The sequence below is a fragment of the Mucilaginibacter psychrotolerans genome (genome assembly GCF_004519315.1).
In the GTDB taxonomy this organism is placed as follows: domain Bacteria; phylum Bacteroidota; class Bacteroidia; order Sphingobacteriales; family Sphingobacteriaceae; genus Mucilaginibacter; species Mucilaginibacter psychrotolerans.
The window spans coordinates 117,551-137,606 of the sequence record NZ_SOZE01000006.1; the positions used below are offsets into that span (position 1 = coordinate 117,551).

The window sequence follows — 20,056 nt, forward strand, 5'->3', positions numbered from 1 at the left end:
GAATCGATTTTAATTTACCTGATAATCGTTACTGTACCGGTTAAAGGTCCGGAGGTTTTTAAGGGGTAAATGATGTAGTAATAAGTCCCTGTGGGCAATGCGGTGCCGTTACTACTTCCATCCCAGGGCTTTGAATAGCCGATAGACGAATAAACCACAATACCGTAACGATTAAAAACACTAACGCGGCAGTTAGTATAGAAGGCCAGCTCCGGTATGCTCCATACATCGTTTACGCCATCGCCATTGGGCGTAAAAGTGTTAATAACAGAGCTAAGAATAGGCGCTACGGTTACCGTAATCGTTTTTAAGTACTCGCATCCATATACCGAAGTAACTTTTAATGTATAGGTTGTATTTTCTGATGGGCTGGCAATAGGGTCTGCAATTGTGGTATTGCTTAAGCCTGCCGTATTATTTATCCATGCGTATGAAACAACGCCTTCACTACTGATGGGGCTTAATTTAACAGAGCCTCCTTTTTGTATAAAATTAAATTCTTTGTAAGTAACCGAAGGCAAAGGGTTTATTTTAATATAAACAGGCATACTCGCGCCCGTTGAACGGCAATCTTTACCGGCTGTTACCTTGCAGGTTATTTTATCATTATCGTTAAAATCGGTACCTGAGAATACCGGGCTATCGGCCCCCAGGGGCACATCATTAACCAGCCATTGATAATTTGGCGCACTTACATTGTTGTTTATCTGCGCATTAAAAACCACCAATTGGCCCTTACAAGCAGTGGGACTTTGCGGGGTTACACTCACCTGCGGAGTTATCACCGGTAACACCTGCATAGCTATTTCATCAGAAACCACATCGGGCGATGGAACCGTACAAGGCGCGGCAGATGTAAGTTTGCACGTTACCTTATCGCCATTAGCAAGGCTGTTGCTGCTGTAGGTACTTTGGTTGGCACCGGCAACATCAATATCGTTTACCCGCCACTGAAACTGTGGCGCAGTGCCCCCGTTAACCGGTGTTACAGTAAAATTCACGAGGGTGCCTGCGCATACCGACTTGTTATCGGCGGCAATACTGATGCCCGGGCTTACCTGCATATTTACGACTACGGGCGTAGGTTCTGAGGTAACCTCCCTCGGGGTGGCGCAGTTTACATCGTTAAATTTTACCGTGCAACTTATCTTGTCCCCATCGGTAAAGTTGTTGTTGCTGTAGGTTGCGGCGGTTGCCCCGGCTATATCTACACCGTTTAGGTGCCATTGGTAGGTTACATTATCACCTGTATTTTTTATTGCCGCTGTAAACTTTACAGTACTGCCAACGCATGCGGCTGTGGCCGGCTCTGCGGTTATGGTAATTTCTGCTTCGGGCGATTCATTTACAACCTGCACCACAACCTGCTGCGTTACCGGCGGACCGGCCGCTGCAGAAACATTGCCATCCTTATTACCATACAGCGCACTCCCGGCATAGGTTTCCATTACACCTGTGGGCGTAATACGCCTGATAACATTGTTGTTATGATCAACCACAAACACGTTTCCGGCGGCATCTACGCCTACGGCGGTAGGCTTATCAAAGGTAGAGATATCCTCGGTAGTGGTAAAATTGATGGTGGTTATGCTACCATCGGCTGCCACTTTGCGGATGCGGCTATTGTCCTGATCGGCAACGTATAAATTCCCCTTATCATCGGCAGCAACGCCCGAAGGGTTTCTAAATTCAGGCGAGTTTTTGCTCCCCGCAATGGTGGTTACCACCCCTTGCAGCGTTACCCGCCTGATGGCGTTGTTGGTACCATCGGCCACGTAAAGGTTACCATCGCTGCTGAAAGTAATGCCGAGGGGGTTATCGAACTGCGCTAGCACACCAATACCATCGCTGGTTCCGTGCGCTTCGGAGCCTGCAATGGTTACTACCGAGCCATCGGGCGTTACTTTGCGGATTTTATTGGTCGATTCTGTTACGTATAAGTTGCCGGCATCGTCTACCGCTATGCCGTAGACGCCGGCAAAGGTAGCTACATCCTTACTGCCATCGGTAGAGTGCTGGGTATTATTGATATTACCGGCCACTTTGCTGAATGTACCATCTGCTGCCAGTTTATAAATTTCGTCATAGGCCGCTGCAACCGCATAAATATTACCCTCTTTATCTTTAGCAATACCACTTGGCCCCAATATGCCTTCTAAAATAGTGGTTACCACACCATCCTTACTAATAAGCCTGAGCGAATTGTTACCATTATCAGACACGATTATACTGCCATCGGCATTTACCAGCAACACACCAGGGTTGTTGAAACTAACATTACCCGGGTTAAGCTGGATGAGCTGGGCCGATAACGTGATATTTTTTGCACCCAGATCATTACAGGTAAGCACATTGGGGCTAACATTAGTAATAACATTATTTACCGGCGTTACCGTTGCCAACTCATCAAAAGTAACCGCATAGGTGCCATCTGCCTTCAACTTTAAAACAACCGGCCCCGGCAAAGGCGTAATTACCGGCTGGGTAACGGCAGAAGTTTTGAGGCGGAGGGTATCGGGAAAGGGGAGAGTAATTTTCCGAGAAGCATATTGTTTTCGATTAAAATAACCAAGCTTAGGAGCAGCGAAAGTTGCTCTAATAGGCATGATCATTGATATGATCAACATACAAATACGAACTTTCCAGAAAAGTAAAATACTAGGAATTAATGATATTGCATTTACGCGTCGCATAATTAAATAGATGGCGAGGTTTGTGGATTGATTGACCAACCCCTATCAAGCGTTTATAGACATTAGTTTGCCAATTTTTCTTATGGTGTTTCTGCTCATTCCCGTCAAAAACAAATGCATCAAGTTGGCTTGTTAAACTCATTCCAATTTATTTTTGCAACCCAGATATTTTCTTCTTCTGAGAATTCGAGTACCCCTTCAATTGTAAGTTCATCTTTATCATCTAAAACCACATTTAGTCCAGGCCGTAAATCGATATTGAATGTTTTAATATCTTCAAATGTTCCTCTTGTATTTAAACGAACGCGCCCCTGCATATCAGCGTTATTAAAGTCAGCGAAAATGATTACACCTTTTTCCATATACTACTGTTTATTAGGGTTTTTAATTACGGGATTTAATAATTCGCTGGCCTTTTCATTCGACAGTCCAGTTACGGTAGCATGATTTGGGCTACGCCCACTTGTTCTAACCACATCGCCTCCTGCTTCTCTTATTTTGCCTGCTGTAGTTACACCGACACTACCGTGTGGCAAGTCTTTTGACAATTCTTTAACTGAACAATTGCCACATTCAACCGACACCCCAACAATTCCGGAAGGGTGTTTTCCAGTCCCCCGTTCTATATCTTTTGCTTTATTTAGTCCTCCGCGTACAACCGTAGCGTCATCACCGATTTTTGCTGTTGTAATAATGGCCTCTTCCGCTTTTTCAAGTTTTTGGATGCCCTCAGCCGCTTTAGCAATTCCATTTGCCTCTTCTGCAACATGCGCAACGTTGTTTACAGCTTTCGCAGCTTTTGCGGCTTTTGTTAACCCGCCAACAACAGGAATGACACCTAAGCCCCGCTCCCACCATGCCAATTTTTGGCCGGTTATTAGGTCACGCCCTGTGTAAGCTTCGGCTATGCCTTTGACTTCGCCCAAAGGCGAAAAATTAAGGGCAGTTGATGCAGCAATTCCAAGATATTCTTTTACATCTTTGCCTCCCGGGTCCACCAATTTCACCGGATTATTCAACACGTAATTATACGGACTTAAGGCCGGATATTTATCCACCATCGGGTCTACGCTTATCCATTGGCTTTGCTGCGGGTTATAATACCTAGCACCGTAATAATAAAGCCCGGTTTCGGTGTCTTTTTCTTTTGCGTTGAACAGATAGGGCGAAAGGTAATTGCCGGTATGCTCATCTACATAAGTTTCGCCAAAGGCCGAGTATTCCTGGTGCTGTGTTACTTCGCCAAGGGCATCGGTAATATAGGCCGTGCTGCCCAAATGGTCCGAATGGTAAAAATAGCGGTTATTTTCTACTTTAACTTTTGCGGTATCTACAAAACCGTAACCGGCCAATACAGAATCATTGCCCGGGATGGGTTGCGTATATACGGGTGGCCCGCCGAGGGGCGGGGTAGTATTGCCCGGCCAGCCTTTTGGTACGGCATTGGTACTATCTATTAAAACAGGTGCGGCAATACCGTTATTCTGCGGCTCGGCAAAAAACAGTTTACTGGTAGGCGGGCCGGGACTTACTTTCTCCTGGCCGTAGTACAAGATACGGTCGCGCTGTAGTTGTTTGGCCCGGTTGATATAGTTTATACTTCCTGCCGTAAGCGCCGACTCGGGGAACGATATGTTCAGAAACTGGCCGTTGCCTATTTTAGTGGCGATGCGCTGGCTTTCGATATAGATATGCTTGGTAAACGTTAGCCGCCTGCATACCAGGTAGGGGCTTACATAAACGGTATAATTATCGTAATGATTTACCGTACCTGCGGGCGCGCCGTTTACCCAGTTGCCCTGCAGCCCGCCGCTGCTTTTTACGATTCTTTCACCTCCGGCATCGTAGGTGTACCGGCTTTGGGTACCGCTATCGATGACGGCCATCAGCCTGTTTTCTTCGTCCCAAAAGTTTTCGCGCTTGCCGAAGGTTAGCTGGTTGCCGTTTAAATCGTAGGTGTACTCTTTTGTGCCTATTTTAGTTGGTTGGTGTATAGTTGCCGCATAGGTATAATCCTGTTTGTAGCTATCGGCAGGTTTTGGGTTTTTGAGGGTTTTTGAGGTAATATTATACAGGTTATCATACGCCATATTAAGCGAATACTCTACGGTATCTTTAGGGCCCATGTACTTGCCTTTGGCACTTACCAGCCGGTAGAGGTTATCGTACCCGTAAGTTTGTGCCGAGCCGCCGCCAAGTTTATCTTTTTGCGCATCGGCACTGTTGGTAATGCTGCGGATATTGCTCAGGAAATCGTAGCGATAGCTATTTTTCATCATGTACCGGCCTGTTGCGGTAGTTGCGTTCAGTGTAGTTAAACGCCTGCGCAAATTATCATAGGCGTAGGTGGTTTCGGTAAGGTTGCCATATTGCAGGTACACGCGCTGTTCATACTCATCGTAACCCAATTGGTTTACGTAGCTGTAAGGCTGTCCTTCTTTATTGCCGGTAATTTTATCAAGCGTGCCACCGTGATTGTAATGGTAGGTTAGCTTTTCGCCGTCGGGGTAGGTCATGTACGTTAGCCGGTTCCAGGTGTCGTATTCCTGCTGGCTTACGTAGGTGGTGTAAAATATAGGGCTTACCATTACCGTGCGTATCTGCTTGGTAATTTCGCCGAGGCGGCCATAGTAAAACTCCAGCCCGCCGCTGGCGTCTTCCTGTAGTATAAGGCGGCCGGCGCGGTCGTCCTGCAATTGCGATTTGCCCGTGGCCGGTGCCCCGTATTTATAAGTTACCTTGTTTTGATACTGGCGCTGGTAATCTATCCCAATTAAACGCTCGTATTCGTACTGGTAGTTAATGGCGCCGCCGTTGGGTATTTCTTTGCGTATTTGTGCGGTTATTTTTTGGGTTAAGTTACCGGCAAGGTCGTAAGCAAAGTTTACGAGGCCAGCATCTGGGTACTCAGCCGTAAGTTTACGCCCCAGGTTATCGTAAGTGTATTTAGTGGTGTTGCCGTTATTATCTTCTACCTTAACCAATTCGCTAAGGGCGTTATAATCAAATTTAGTGGTGATGGTACCCGCCGGGCCGCTTAAAGCTTTATCTGCCCGTTTACGTTCGCGTACATCGTTTATGGTTTGCCGTATGTTATTAAGCGCATCGGTAGCCGTTGTTACAAAAAAGCTGTTATCAATGGTGTAGGCCATTTTGCTCAGCGCCCCATCAGCAAGTGTTTCGGTAAGTGTGCGGTCTAGCACATCGTAAGTGGTTTTGCTGTTGATGTTGCCGTAGGTTGTATTAAACGAGGTATTAAGCGGGCTTAACCGGCCAAATACCGCATCTTCGGTAACGGGGTAATAGTTCTCAATACTACGGCCAAAAGCATCGAACTTAACCCTGCCCGAAACCACCAGCTTGGCTATATCGGCCTTGTTTTTACCGCCAAAAATAGCAACCTGCTTTTTTACCTGCAGGGGCCTGCCCAGGCCATCCATAAAAGTAACGGTGCTGATATCATTCCCCCTGCCATATTGCGGATCGAAATGATGCGTAATGGCATAGGGTACTTTATTAATTTCGGTAGGGTAATATTCAAAGCTTATGGTGGTATCGCCGCTTGCAATTTCGTGCGGGCCGGTTATACTGGTTATGCGGCCTTTATTATCAATGGTAAACCGCGTAAGCTCATTGTTCATGCTTACGTTTAGGGTATCGTTACCAAAACGGTATTCATAATTGCTGGTGCTGCTGTAGCCGTAGGCATCGGTTACCTTGGTTACATAACTATGCACGGCATCGTCATAAACGTATCTGTAAAACATCCGCTGCTTAGTGGCGTTGGCCGGGCGGGTAATTTGTGCCAGGTTGCCGTAAGGGTCGTACGTCATGTCGTACACAGATGCACTGCCATCGGCCAGGTACTGGTTTATCTGTGTAATATCTCCCAGGTTACTTATGCTGGTGCTGCGCCTGCGTTTAAGCCCTTCGGTGGTGGTAACTTCAATACTTTGCGGGATGCCTTTTATGTATAGCGCGTTATTATCATGATAGGTAACTTTAGCTTGTATGATATCATCAGGGGTCCCGTCGCCCTGATCAAAAATATCGGTCATATTGCCAATGGCATCATAATCAAACTTGGTAGCAGTGCTTACTCCTGCGGTTGCCTGCCCTTCATAAAAAAGCTTTGTGCTTTGTACCAGCGCCGGGAAAAATACATCTTCCACGCCGGCTACCTGCCGCATATCATACAGGTTATCAGTTTCGGTAAAACGATGGCCGTCGCCATCCTGCAGCCACTCGGCCATCATCAGTCCTTTTGTGTAATAGCTGCTGTTGATAAAGCGCTGAACGCTGCTGCGGTAAACCTTATCGTTATCTGCTGTGTTTAGGTGGTTTGTAATAACGGTATCAAAGCCATAAAACTCCCTTTCGTGCCGGTTGTAGTGGCCACCAAGATAAGTAAAAGTGTTACGCATGGTATCAACGCCATCGCCGCTTACACCATCAAAAATCTTCAGGTTTTTTAGCACCCATTTGTTTTGAGGTATTTGGTAGGTATTGCCAAGCCGCGCATAATCTATCGCGAAAAAGCTGCCCATTGGGCGACGCACCACGCTAAGCATATTGGTGCGGCCGATTAACGAGCGCCTAACCTTTAAATCGCCATCGTTTTCTGAATGCAGGATATCCGGATAACCATCGCCATCAATATCTGTTATCTGATCCAGCTCGCGCGATACGCTGTGGCCGATATTGAATGAGGGGTTAATACATATCTTAATTGGCAGAAAGAAAAACGGATTAAAAGCAATGGTGTATGCGGTGTTCAAAGATTCGCCGGTGGAGACGTTATTGCTGAAATTACTCAAATCGGACCAGGATATTTTTTGATCGAAGCCGTTGCCTATATTCAACTGTACGCCATCCTGATAAACCTGGTCCGTTAGGCCATCGCCATTAACATCTGATAGTATAAAGGAGCCTGTATCTTCTGACCGGGAAAGGCCAAAGCCCCCCTCCCATGAACCACCGAAAAAGTTAAAGCTATGCCCTGCCTGGTCGGCCTTCGTGCTGCTTTTACTTATGGCTGTAATTCCCCAGTTTTCGGGTTGTGCAAAACGGTAGCCAAGGTTTAAAGCCACCAATCCGCTTTTATATACCTTATCCGGCAATCCATCGCCGTTTACATCGGCCCAGGTGGTGTTGCCTTCCTGGGTGTTGCTGTTGCCGAAATCAAATATCCCAAATGATGCCTGCGCATTTTGAATAACATCCACCGCAGTTGAAGCGGTTTTGTTAGTACCGGCAGCTTTTAAAAAATCGCCGCCTAAAGTAATACCAGTCATTTTTCCCTCGCCAGACGAACCACCCAAAAAGTGAGATGACTTGATAAACGGCTCGAGCCCCCCGTTTGGCTGGGTGTATTGAACATTATCTTCGTTCAGCACATCGGGATAACGGTCGCCATTCATATCCATCATGTCTAATTTGGTGGTATTATCAGATGTTGATTCGCTCTTGTTTAGCCCAAAGCCGTAGGTAAAACTTTTGGTGGTAGATGAGTTTATCTTGGCTGCTGCCTGTAGGGCGGATCCTGTCATGAGCGGGTCTACAGATACATCGTGTAAAAAAAGCCTGGCACTACCTGCCATTGCATCACTAACAAACACGGCGGTATCAAGCCCCATCCACGCTTGCCGTTGGGCATCGGCAAACATGGTTATAAAATCAGAGCTGGTGGGGTTGGCAAAGCCCTGCAAACTTTGCGGGTCGGGATAGTTATTGGGGTCGTTAGGATAATTTTTATACTGATCGTTGTTGAGTTTACTTTCATCAATCGGCGCGGTACCTTCCTTTACACCTTTGACGCTAAACTGCCCCCACCCTCTAAATAACGGACCAAACAAATCATCTTTGGGGTTAGTGTAGATATTGGCCTCCACGGTAGCTTTTGCGGTGCCTGTATGGATAACCACCCGGCTGCGGGTAAGGGCTTCGGCCAAAGCATGATCTGTAGCGGCATAATCAAAAAAGTACTCCTGTCCGGGTTTTAAAATGAGCTTAATGGTATCGGGCATATTAGTAACCGCCCCCCCGCTTAACGAAAGTATTTTTTTGGCGTATACGGTATCATTGCCTTTTATGGTAAATACCACTTTGCCATTTGCTGCACCGCTGCCTATTACATCGGGTACAAGGGCAATCGTATCTGCCGTTACGCGCGAAAATACAGGTGCTTTTTTATACCATTCGTTGTAATTCGTATTGTCGGGCACAACATAACCCTCTACTACCGGTTTGCCGTTGGCGTTAATAACGGGCGAATTATCATCAAAAGAGGTGTACACATAATGCGCGTTCCATTTAAATGCGGCGCGATCCACGTAAGAATCTGTTTGGATATAAAACTTTACCGTATCGCCAGCAGCTACAGGTACATTAGCTACGGATGGCGCCGCCGTAGTGGCAAGGTTATTAAAACTGTGCGTATAAAGTACGTTGCTTGCGCCAGACGATTTTATAATCCTGATGATTAGCGTTGCAGTATCTGATGTAACTCCTTTTATAAAATCACCATCTATTTTTATATTGCCGGCAGAGGCCATATACACACCCTTTTTATTATGCAGGATAAAATCTTTTGATGCCTGGTATTTATTACTTGCCCTGTGGTTGGCATCAATTGCAGGCGCAAGTGTATTTTGGTACGTAATAACGGGATCCCATTTTACTTTATCACCATCGCCATTGTAAACAGATTGCACCCTAAAGTAAAGCCGGTCGCCCGCGTTTACGGATATATTGCTTACGTTCGAAGGGGTTTTTATGCTGTAATCGCCCGCAGCTATTACTGTACTCCAATTCGGATTACCACCATTTAGCTGGATGCTTGCCCGCACGCCATCTTCTTTAGCATTAACCAGGCCCGAGTTATTGACCGGCAATAATTGCACCGGGCCGGTAATGGTAATATTGCCTTTAAAAGGGGCTTTCCAATATCGTACTGCATCCTGCAAGGGATAATCGGCTTCCTGTGTTGCCTGCAGTGCCAGATCAGGAGCCAAAAACTGCTTATCTATACTGCCGAAGGGCACAATAGGGCTTGGCGTTGCCGCGCTTGAGGGTTCAAAAAACGGGTTACCATTTTTATCGAGGTGATTGAAATAAACCTGCCCGTTCGATGCAATATCAATGAGCCCGTCGCCATTAAAATCTGTAAAATACTCGCTTGTGGTGCTGGTTGTTGTGCTGCGCTCGTACCCTACAAAACCAAATGGCGGCACCGCCTGCACATTCCATTTTATAGTACGGGAGTTTCCACTGCTAAAGTTCCCGATGCCGGTTATTGGGTGTAAATCGCCAAAAGAATGTGCTAAAACGCCCAGGTTGGGCCGGTAGTACAATGCGCCGTCTTTTTTTAAAATCTTATCGGGCAGGCCATCGCCGTTTATATCAGCCATGGTAACCAAGCCCTCATTACCACCGCCCTGATAGCCTACGCCACCGCCTACGCTAAACGATTTATCCTGCGAGTAGCCTATGCCGATGGTAAGCGCCAGCCCTCCGCCTATTGAGCTTGATTTAACCGTGCTTAAGGCCGAGCTTTGATCGGTATATTTAGGTAGGGGATTTAGCAAACCGCCCTGTATATGGTCGTTTGTGGGGCTCCAATCCTCAACGTTACCCAAAAAAGCGTTTGCTCCGTTTACTTTCGTATCATCAAAATATTCAAAATTATGGGTATAAAACAACCTTTTATCATCATCGTTAGCCTTTATATCTTTCAATAACGTTTTGTGGAACTGCCCCTCCTGGTAAAGGAACACATAGTTTCTGATGAGTTGCCCCTTATAAGTTACATCAATGCTATTGAGTACATCGGCTGTAACCATTTTAAAACCCAGGCGGGCGTTAATTTCAATGTCCCTGCGCTTATAATTAGGGCTACCTACCGTAAAAGCAACTTTGTAAAAACCCGGCGTACTGCCCGAGCCTGTGTAGGTAATATCTTTAGGATACAGTTGCTTCCCCGGTACCGTGCCGCCGACAACGCCTGTATTTAAAATAGTTTGGTATTGGTAAGCAACAAAGTTGTCATGCAGATCGCGGGTTTCTACAAGGGCCCAATGCGCCACATTACCTGCGTCGTCTTTTAGTACGGCAGCATCTATCAAGCCTGTGGAAGGTGTTCCGCCGTAAAAACTCCTTACACCGTTTTTATTGGTAACCTCCCACCAGTAGTTCATAGGGTTATTGCCATGCCTGGTGATTTTTTGAAAAGAGCCCTCTATCCTGCTATGAAACTGCCGTTCGGTTACGCGGGCTACATATGCAGTACGGTTGGCCAGGGGCGCTAGCTGTTCTCCGCCCATGGTGTACGTTTCTGTTTCCAATGTGGCATCATAGCGTGGCACGCCCCAGCGTGTATCAATATCTATTACGGCAACCGGCAGACTCCAACCCAAACCCAACCAGCCGTTTCCCCCTTCGTTGCTGTATTGCAAATTTAGGTTGGGTTGCATACCAAGCCTGCCTTTTGGCAATTTTATAGGGTATGATAGTGATGCCGTACCCATATCGTTTGCATCGGGCGGCGCAATCATGTCAATACCGGCGGATGGATTGGCGGCTTTATAATCTTTGATCGACGTAGGCGTGTAACCCTGTGTTTGCGGCGATTCGGGCACTTTGATGATCGCATTGATCATATCTGTAAAATGGGTAGTTACCGCGCCTGCTGTTTCGCCCTGAGCAGCGGCTGTGTCGATTTTTAAGGCTACCCATTTACGCGCTGTTTCATCGAAATAAAAAGTTTGCACATCGGCCGTGGTGTAACCTTCCGGCAATAGTGTTTTATCTACAGGCAGGCGTAGATAAACCGGCTTTGCAAACCGGCTGCCGTGCGGTAAAAAACGATAAGCAACGGCCCCGCTGGTTACATTCACCATATCCGTACCCACGGGCGGCGTATCCTGATAACGCAGTGCGGTGATAGATACGTTTGTGTTGGCAGCCAAAGCGCCCGAAGGGATATTGACAGAGGCTTGCACACCGGCGTTTTTAAGGGTAAGGGATAGGCCTGCCGCTACATGGTATAAACCGGTATTACTGATGCCTTTTTCACCGGGCGTATGATAAACTGCACTTGTTTTGGTGGCTGTAAAGTTGATGGTTTTAACAATTGCTTCACCGGAGGGTAGAATAGCTTTCAACACGCCCGAAAACGGTTTGACTGATTTTTCGGGAGCGGTTGTTACAATTTCAAACTCACCCTGCCTTACGGTAACCGGTACATTATTAAAAAACAACCTGGCTGGTGTGTTAAGTACGCCGCTCAGGTATGCATGCGAGCCATAATAGCGGCCACCGTCTGAATTTAGAAAGATGGCCTTCTTTTTTTCCACCTGCTCGATCACCAATGATACGTTTTTGACCTCGTAATTAAAGCCGGCGTCTGAGGGTAGTCCAAATCGCACAACATTATCTCCCTTGCGTAAAGTAACAGTAGCTAAATATTCTTTTTGCGCAGTCCAGTCACCGCTTAATTCGGTTAAATACCCGCCCGTGGCCTGTGCATCATTTACACTGCGCGCAATAGATGCATTATTTTTAACGCCTTTCAAACGGTACCTTAGCGTAACTATTTCGCCGCTTTTTGGCAACTGCGGCAACCTGATATGAAAGATGTTGTCATAGGCTGCATCTGCACGTAACTCGTTGGTAGTACCAATAACGCCGCCCGATATATCGGCATTAAAAAAGTTTTCGACTGTTCTTTTTGTTACGACCGGTGCTGGGGTAGTCGCCTTGGTTTTGGGTACAACGGCACTTTTTTTGGGCAATAGCTTCAAAGTTTCCCCAAAGCCTATGCTCAATACAAACAATCCAATAAAAGCGAAGCAGGTGTTTTTATTCATAATAACCGTATTGCCATCAGAACTTTAATTAATAACAACTAATTTTTTGGTAACCACGCCTGTGTTCGTCCGGAATTCGAGCAGGAATAATCCGCTATTGTTGATGCTGCCGGTAAATGTATAGTTTGCCTTGCCGCTGCCCTGTATTGGCGTTCCGCCTGGTTTGCCGTCTGAACTGTGTATCAGCATTCTTACGTCGCCGGGCGCATCCAGCGTTATGCCTGCACTGAAGGCCCCTTTGGACGGATTGGGATAGATGGTGACGTTCTTATCGGTAAACAAGCCCGTCGGGTAGGGCGTTACCGTTACATCCTGCAGGTAGCTGCACCCCTCATTACTGCATTTGAGCGTGTAGGTGCCTGGTTTGGTTAACCTCACGTCGGCATTAAAGGAACTGAATCCGTTTGGCCCCGTCCACTGGTAGGATAAACCCGGCGGCATCAGCGAATCTGCTTTAATAAACAGCATGCCGTTTGCGGGTAAGGCGTAAGCCGGGGCGAGGGCTATTGGCTGCGGGCCGTGCAGGTCATTCAGGTAAACCGAATCGCTGTATTTGGCATTCATGGCATCTGTAAGCTTAATAAAATATTTACCCGCAATAAGCTTATTTATAGTTTCGGTGGTCATGCTGCTTAAGCTTTTAGCAGCAACTGTTTCGCCGTTTGCTTTGGTAACAACTAAGTTAAAAGGTGCTACTCCGCCGCTGATTTTCACGGCGATGCTGCCATTATTTGCACCGCCGCAATCGGGACTGTTAGCGGTGATGGTGGCCAGTAAGTTATTGCCAACGGTAAAGGCCACTATATCTAAATGATTGGGATTGGAGCCCCATGATACGCCTTCGAAATGCGCTTTGCCATCTTTATCCAGGCTGCTCATTTTAACGTATTTAGTTGCGGGCAGGGTAAAATCTCCGGTACCGCTTCTGTCTATCAACATCCAGTAAACGGGGTCGGCAGGCGTAGGTGCGTCTATATCTTTTGTATTTAATACGATTTCGGCAGACAAGGGCTTATTGTTGTTAACGGTAACCATCAGCCATTTTTTTTGCAAAAGTGTTGGCATCCCCAGGATTTTGGGCCCTTCCGATAATGATTTATCGTTATCGCCCCATACAAGCGAGGTATTGTTTTGCAATTGCTTTTCGGCTGTTACGGTAAGCAAGCCGGGCTGATTGGTGCTTGTTGCTTTAGGCTGAACCAGACCTGACGAATCATCGCGCGCGATGCCAGCGATGTTGTGGTAATAATTGGTGTAAGCCATCCCTTCCCAAATAATCTTTCCGCTGCTGTTTAAATAAGTGGCAGACGGGGCAGAGAGCGTTACGCCATATTTTATAGCCAGGTAGGATTCTACCTTCAGGCGCTCCAGGGAACTTAGCACCCTGTTATAAACAATTACCTCGGGGATAAGGCCGGTAAAAGCGTAAATAGGCAGCGAAGGCGAAACAGGCTTGCGCCCAATTTTAAGAAATTGGCTCGAAGGTATAGTATCCTTTATTTTTTGGTGCATGTAAGTTGATACCTTGGCGTTAGTGGGATACAGATCGCTGAAATTCATGTATTGATACGTTTCCAAATCGGCCATCCTGCTGGTTGTGGATATAAGCCCGGCTTTGTTATGCTTAGATAAATACCATACAGCCCCTTCTGCCTTTGGTGTTTGAGAACGGTAAACGAAAAAAAAAGTGGCGCTCGCCAGGCTGCTATCGCCAAGCGGTATGGACAGCGAATCAGTGCCTTTAAAAGAGAGCGACGGATGGAAATTCATTGATAAATTCGGTGCAGCGTTACGCATTACCAATATCGAATCCTTAATTCCGATTAAGCTACGGAACGACGGTTTTACGGCGTTGCTATCGGTTGCAAACCATACCAAAGGGCCTTTAACACCTCCCGGCGAAATACGTTGCTGCCCAAAAACGCTGATATCCGCAAGTAGGGCCGCAAGAAACAACAGAAAACATCTTGTTATTTTCATCAAGAATAGAATTAAGGATTGTAAGGCCTAAAGAGCGGCACGATATCGAACTTCAAGCTCAGCTGTATAATATGAATCTGATTTTGTTTTTCGATAAAATTGTAAGGGTTTGGCGCCACAGCTATGATGTCTTTTGTACCCCAGTGGTATCTTACGCCAACCTCAAGCGGTACATAAGGTACTTTGTAACCCAATTCAAACACGGGGCCCTGATCGTTGCGCCCTTTCAATACATTCCTCAGCTGTTGTTGCTGAACCAGATCGGTGCCAAAGGCGGGGAGGTAGCCTGCGCCATTAGATTTATAGACGATGCTATCCGGCGCAGTATTTTTCCCAAAAAGATACCCAAAACCGATGTAAATACCCTTAAACACTTCGTGATCGTAGTTGATCAGCGGGTAATAGCGCATGGTGGCGATAAAATTCAAATAGTTATATTTAAATTGCATATCGTAGCCAAAATCCTTCTCCCTGTTTACGAAAACCAGGTCAGACTCTTGCGCCGAGCTGGAAGCTTCTACATAAAAAGATACCGGGGCTTTGGCGATGATGTTGAAAAAAACACCATAATGTGCGCCATTTTTCAATTTTTGGTCAAGAGAATATTGATCGTTAAAATAATCTTCGCTAAGTATTTGTGTGTTTACGTAACTTACCTGAGAGGTAAGCCCAGCGAACTTTTGTATAGAAGTACCCCCGGTTATTCCAAACTGTATACAAATGGGCCGGTTGGCATCGGCATTGATGCCGAATTTAGATTTATCGGTTTGTGCAAATGAGTTTAGCGCAAAAAGTAAAAAAACGGAAAATAATTTCCAAGGGGCTGATTTAAGTAGCATGATTTAACAGGTTTAGGCCGTAACGTAATAGGGGTCAAGTTACAACAGATTTTTTTAATTTAATAGTATTTAATAATATTAAATTATATCCGCGTAAATCATCAAATAGATGACGGGGATTATGCGTTCGCTGTTAAATGACATAAGTAAGCAAAAATGCAGCTTTAAGCGTTTTAACCTGCAAAGGGGCGTCAACACAACATTGACACTAAATGAGTACAGCGAAGCCCCTGGTCGGACCGTACAAGTTCATTATTGCAATCCTTTCGATTAACGGCACACAAATCGACGTTATCTTAGTACATTAATACCCCGGATACCTCGCCCGATAAGCCTCTGCTTGAATAATCCGTAACGATCGCTTCACGTGTAGCACGGTAACGGTCTTATACAGCTATGGGTTTACAGTGGGTTATCTAACGAAGTATCATCAAAAGGCGTCCACTATTAACGGTTTCTCCCGACTATTTACAAACAGATTCCGTGAAAAGAATGATGGAACGAATTGCCGAAAGCGCAAATTACTCTATTCAAGAAACAACCAAGGGCGTTATAGCATCATTGGGCGGAATTCCGATGGGCAGGCCGGCAATGCCGGATGATATTGCCGAACTGGTGGCCTTTCTTGTTTCAACCAGGGTAAGCTACCTGATCGGTACCGAATTCGTAATAGATGGCGGAACGATCCGAACTATTTAAACAAAAGCCAGCGAAAATAAGGGTTTGCAAAAATTACTTACATAAAAATCAATTATGAATACTGTAACCATCTTAGATTACCGTCCATCCTTCAAAAATCATTTTACCAGTTTAGTTAAAGCATGACTTTCCGGAGTACTCAAAGGCACGCTTGAAACGGAAGACCAATTTACCGTGCACAATCCGGACCAGGCCTATCTGCTCAACGGCGGCTTTATTTTTTTTGCTATGCTGGACGATAAATGTATGGGGAAAGTTGCATTGAAAAGGCTCGATGAGGATAGTTTTGAATTCGCAAAACTTTTCGTCTATCCCGAGGCTCGTGGCTTAGGGGTTGCTACGAAATTAATTGAACGCTGTATCAGCAGATGCCGGGAAAACGATGCGAAAGAATTATGGCTGCAAACTACGATGTCTATGCCACAGGCACATAAACTTTATTATAAACTCGGATTTGAGGATAAAGCCGCTCCAAAACAAATGGATGTACTCAACCGAACAGAGAAAATAATGGTCATCGATCTGCATTGAACAGGCTTTTAGATTTTCTTTCGAAACGAATCACGTGTCGATTCATGCAACAGTCCTCAATGTATGAATCAAAAATTGCGAGATGGTTTTTGCGGGCTTATGAGAGTTGACTGCCGGGTCACCTTTCATTTAAGCGTGGAGCTTAGTTGTATCCTAATTCTACGGCAGACACCAACAATAATTCATTATCGAATCGGACCCTGCAGTTATTTTGCGAAATCGGAGGTCTAACGCTGGTTTGATGATAGAAATCGGTCACCCGCCCTCTTCGTTGGTGGTTTATTTTATTGTTAATCAAGTAGAAGGAAATGTATAAATCACGGATCAATCCGGTTGTAACAGCTCTGGCTGATACTTTTTGGTGATTTCCTCCGCTAGTATAATGCCGTCATCAATAGCATTTTCCATCCCATAATTAAAATGCAAGGATGCTATCCTGCCGGTAATGTAAAGGTTTCTAAACCCGACCAACTGATCTAACAGCTTAGCCCGGCTATCCTCCAGATTTAAATCGGGAACCTGGAATGCATCTGCAACCTTCTTTATGGTATGATCGATTACATTTAAATTGATGTATAAATTGGTTTTTTTTATTTCCTGCTCCAAAAAAAGCATTAAATCACTATCGCCGTAATTCCATATCAAGTCAGTTTTATCGCACCATATTTCAACTAAAAGTATGTTAAAGGTGTCTGACTCATCAGGTTTAAACTCGTTAAAATTTGTGATTCTTGTAATCTTTATCAGATCTGAATAGATATAAATACATTGGCCTTCGGCAGCTTGGTCAAAATGTACTTTTAAATATACGAGGATGTCACTCCTGAAGGTCATTGCTGCGTGTGGTATAATAGAGAGGCCTTCCTGCGTTTTTAATAAGCCAATTAGCGATAGAACCGGGATTGTGCAAATAATAAGGTCATATTCCTTGGTAGTTCCATCGGCCAAAACCAATTGAGTTATGCTGTCTCGGGACGCTGTGCATACCAATTTATTGATGGAAACCCCTAAACAAAATTTTCCGCCTTGTAGCTCAGTTTGGGTTTTTAATGCATTCCACAGATCGGAAAAGCCATTGGTGGGATAAATGTAATTTGCAGGTTCTTTTTTTAGTTGGAGCCGCTGCGTTAATTTGCGTGAGATTAAACGTACCGGCGAAGAAAAGTCATTAAACCCTAAGAGGGCTTTAGCAAAAACATCTGATACCTGGTCGCCGTTTAGCGACCATAACTTCGTACAAAAACTTTCGAAAAAGTTTTTGTGCAAAAATTCGCCCAGATATTTTTTAACAAATATGCCGGCAGTACCATCGTTAGGCGTTGGGGCAGAGAACACTTGTTTTAGCATACCGGCTGTTGCTGCTAATAATTGCTTAACGCTAAGTTTTTTGATAAGATCTGCCGGGCCTGGAGGGTATATAAAAAGTTTATTTAAGCTAAGGATAAATGTTCGGCGCTCATACGGCTTGTATTTTCCGGCAAGTGCTGTTAGTACCAATTCCTTCACGACTGCCTTGTTACCCACGTCTAAAAAGTGAGGTCCTATTTCGATGTTCCTATCCCATAGTCTGATCGATTTGGCAAAACCGCCAACTTCTTTAGCCGTATCGTAAACATCAACAACAAAGCCGTTTTTTGTAAGCTGATGGGCTGTGGTCAGCCCGGCGGGCCCCGCACCCAAAACTGCAATTTTTATTGGGTTTTTACTCATTATGATTGATTAAACAATAGGATTGATAATGGGTCCAAATCAATGATAAATTAATTTTTATTGACGGCATTTACTGATTGCAGTAATATCGCCAAATCTAATTTAAGCGAGAGTGAGCGGATGTAAAACAAATCGTATTTAAATTTCATACGTTCCTCATCTAAGGTGGTCGTATATCCCTGTCTAACTTGGGCAAGCCCCGTTATGCCAGGGCGTATCTCGTGCCGCCTATTATAGTTGGGGATGTTTTGCAAGTAATAATCGTAAAAATTAACCGGTACAGGGCGTGGGCCAATTAAGCGGATCGAGCGTAGCCCACTCCTTACCAACATCTACAATGGCTGATGTAACCGGACGTGTGGTGTCTATCTTTTTTATAGCATCGGCAAGCATTTTCGCTGTTTCTACTGCTTCGGGGCTACCCCTTTCCACTACTTCGTTACCAATGCTCCAAATGATGATGGAGGGGTGATTACGGTCGCGCAAAACCATGGCATCTATATCGCGTTTCCACCATTGGTTAAAATATTGGGCATAATCCTGTTTATTTTTGCCTGTTTTCCAACAATCGAATGATTCGTCAACAACCAGTAAGCCCAACCTGTCGCAAGCATTTAAAAAAGCCTCCGAAGGGGGATTGTGAGAAGTTCTTACCGCGTTAAATCCCGCTTCTTTGAGCAACGCTATCTTGCGCTCCTCTGCACGGTCAAAAGCGGCTGCACCCAGGCAACCGTTATCATGATGCACGCAACCGCCATTCAGCTTTACGGTTTTGCCATTGAGCTGAAACCCATTTTCGGTAGTGAACTTTACAGAACGTATGCCAAAACCCGTCTCTGTTTCGTCAACTATCTTTTTATTTTGCAGTACCTGTACGCGGGCATTGTATAATGCAGGGCTTTCCGGTGTCCATAGCTGTGGATTTGTTACCGTTATCGTTTGGGCAACTTCTTTCTCGCTATTAGCCGCCAGCTCCAACTTGATTTCACCATTACCGGCATTTCTAGCACCTGCGCCTTGTAATGGTGTACTTAAAACGATGCGCTTAGGCAAACCGGTTTCGTTTTTTACCAGTGTTTTAATTTGAACGATTGCCTTTTTTGAAGATACAGCAGGGGTTGTAATGGCAACGCCCCAATGGGCTATGTGCACAGCTTCGGTAGCGATCATCCAAACGTGGCGATAGATGCCTGAACCACTGTACCAGCGGCTGTTAACTTGTTGCGAATTGTCTACCCGCACCGCTATCACGTTCTCCTTATTAAAATCCAGGTAAGGAGAAAGGTCATAACTAAAGGATGAATAGCCATACCGGTAAGTCCCAAGCGATTTTCCGTTGATAAAAACTTCGGCATTCATATAAACCCCTTCAAAATAAACGGACACTTTTTTGCCATTCCATTCATCCGGAGCTTTAAAGGTTTTACGATACCAGCCAATACCCGCCGGGAAATATCCGCCGGCACCACCCGTTGGGTTTTTAGGGCTTACTTTACCTTCTATACTCCAATCATGGGGTAGACCGAGGCTTCTCCATGCCTTATCGTTAAAATCCCTCAATTTGGCCGAGGCTGTATCTCCCAGAAAGAACTTCCATTGATCATCAAACAATTGCTTTCGTTCCAACTCGCCGGAATTTTGAGCCCGGCACACAAGGTTACCAGCCAAAAACAAAATGGTTACAACTATCGCTTTAATATAACTGGTAATAATGTAGGTTTTACGCAGATTCATATTA

10 protein-coding genes are annotated in these 20,056 nt (G+C 45.3%); 2 read left to right on the forward strand and 8 right to left on the reverse strand.

Annotated features, from left to right (window positions below; all coding sequences use genetic code 11):
- Positions 1–14 precede the first annotated feature (14 nt).
- From E2R66_RS08540 to E2R66_RS08560, 5 genes are all read right to left on the reverse strand, one after another.
- Positions 15–2,606, reverse strand: coding sequence for a T9SS type B sorting domain-containing protein (locus E2R66_RS08540; RefSeq protein ID WP_158288363.1), 2,592 nt, complete (start codon positions 2,604–2,606; stop codon positions 15–17).
- A gap of 206 nt (positions 2,607–2,812) precedes the next feature.
- The gene (locus tag E2R66_RS08545) at positions 2,813–3,055 is read right to left on the reverse strand and encodes a hypothetical protein (RefSeq protein WP_133228747.1); all 243 of its coding nucleotides are present in this window, start codon (positions 3,053–3,055) and stop codon (positions 2,813–2,815) included.
- A 3-nt stretch (positions 3,056–3,058) separates the two neighbouring features.
- Complete coding sequence (locus E2R66_RS08550; protein ID WP_133228749.1) at positions 3,059–12,559, reverse strand: SpvB/TcaC N-terminal domain-containing protein; 9,501 nt, start codon at positions 12,557–12,559, stop codon at positions 3,059–3,061.
- A gap of 24 nt (positions 12,560–12,583) precedes the next feature.
- Positions 12,584–14,539: a T9SS type A sorting domain-containing protein gene (locus tag E2R66_RS08555; RefSeq protein ID WP_133228751.1), complete on the reverse strand. Its 1,956-nt coding sequence runs from the start codon at positions 14,537–14,539 to the stop codon at positions 12,584–12,586.
- Positions 14,540–14,550: 11 nt separating this feature from the next.
- Positions 14,551–15,378 (reverse strand): hypothetical protein, encoded by an 828-nt coding sequence (locus E2R66_RS08560; RefSeq protein ID WP_133228753.1) that lies wholly within the window; start codon positions 15,376–15,378, stop codon positions 14,551–14,553.
- A 492-nt stretch (positions 15,379–15,870) separates the two neighbouring features.
- Between E2R66_RS08560 and E2R66_RS08565 the strand changes: the two genes are divergently transcribed.
- Together E2R66_RS08565 and E2R66_RS08570 are read left to right on the forward strand one after the other, a co-directional pair.
- Positions 15,871–16,077, forward strand: coding sequence for an SDR family oxidoreductase (locus tag E2R66_RS08565; protein WP_133228755.1), 207 nt, complete (start codon positions 15,871–15,873; stop codon positions 16,075–16,077).
- Between the two features lie 174 nt (positions 16,078–16,251).
- Positions 16,252–16,608 carry a GNAT family N-acetyltransferase gene (locus E2R66_RS08570; RefSeq protein ID WP_133228756.1) on the forward strand — a complete coding sequence of 119 codons (357 nt, stop codon included), beginning with the start codon at positions 16,252–16,254 and terminating at the stop codon, positions 16,606–16,608.
- A 324-nt stretch (positions 16,609–16,932) separates the two neighbouring features.
- On the opposite strand, the gene E2R66_RS08575 is transcribed toward E2R66_RS08570, so the two are convergent.
- The 3 genes from E2R66_RS08575 to E2R66_RS08585 are packed head-to-tail and all read right to left on the reverse strand — an operon-like array spanning position 16,933 to position 20,052.
- The gene (locus E2R66_RS08575) at positions 16,933–18,318 is read right to left on the reverse strand and encodes a protoporphyrinogen/coproporphyrinogen oxidase (RefSeq protein WP_133228758.1); all 1,386 of its coding nucleotides are present in this window, start codon (positions 18,316–18,318) and stop codon (positions 16,933–16,935) included.
- A gap of 50 nt (positions 18,319–18,368) precedes the next feature.
- Positions 18,369–18,650, reverse strand: a complete 282-nt coding sequence (locus E2R66_RS29255; protein WP_133228760.1) for a sugar transferase — start codon at positions 18,648–18,650, stop codon at positions 18,369–18,371.
- Positions 18,589–20,052 (reverse strand): glycoside hydrolase family 2 TIM barrel-domain containing protein, encoded by a 1,464-nt coding sequence (locus E2R66_RS08585; RefSeq protein WP_133228762.1) that lies wholly within the window; start codon positions 20,050–20,052, stop codon positions 18,589–18,591. The genes E2R66_RS29255 and E2R66_RS08585 overlap by 62 nt, the downstream gene beginning before the upstream one ends.
- Positions 20,053–20,056 lie beyond the last annotated feature (4 nt).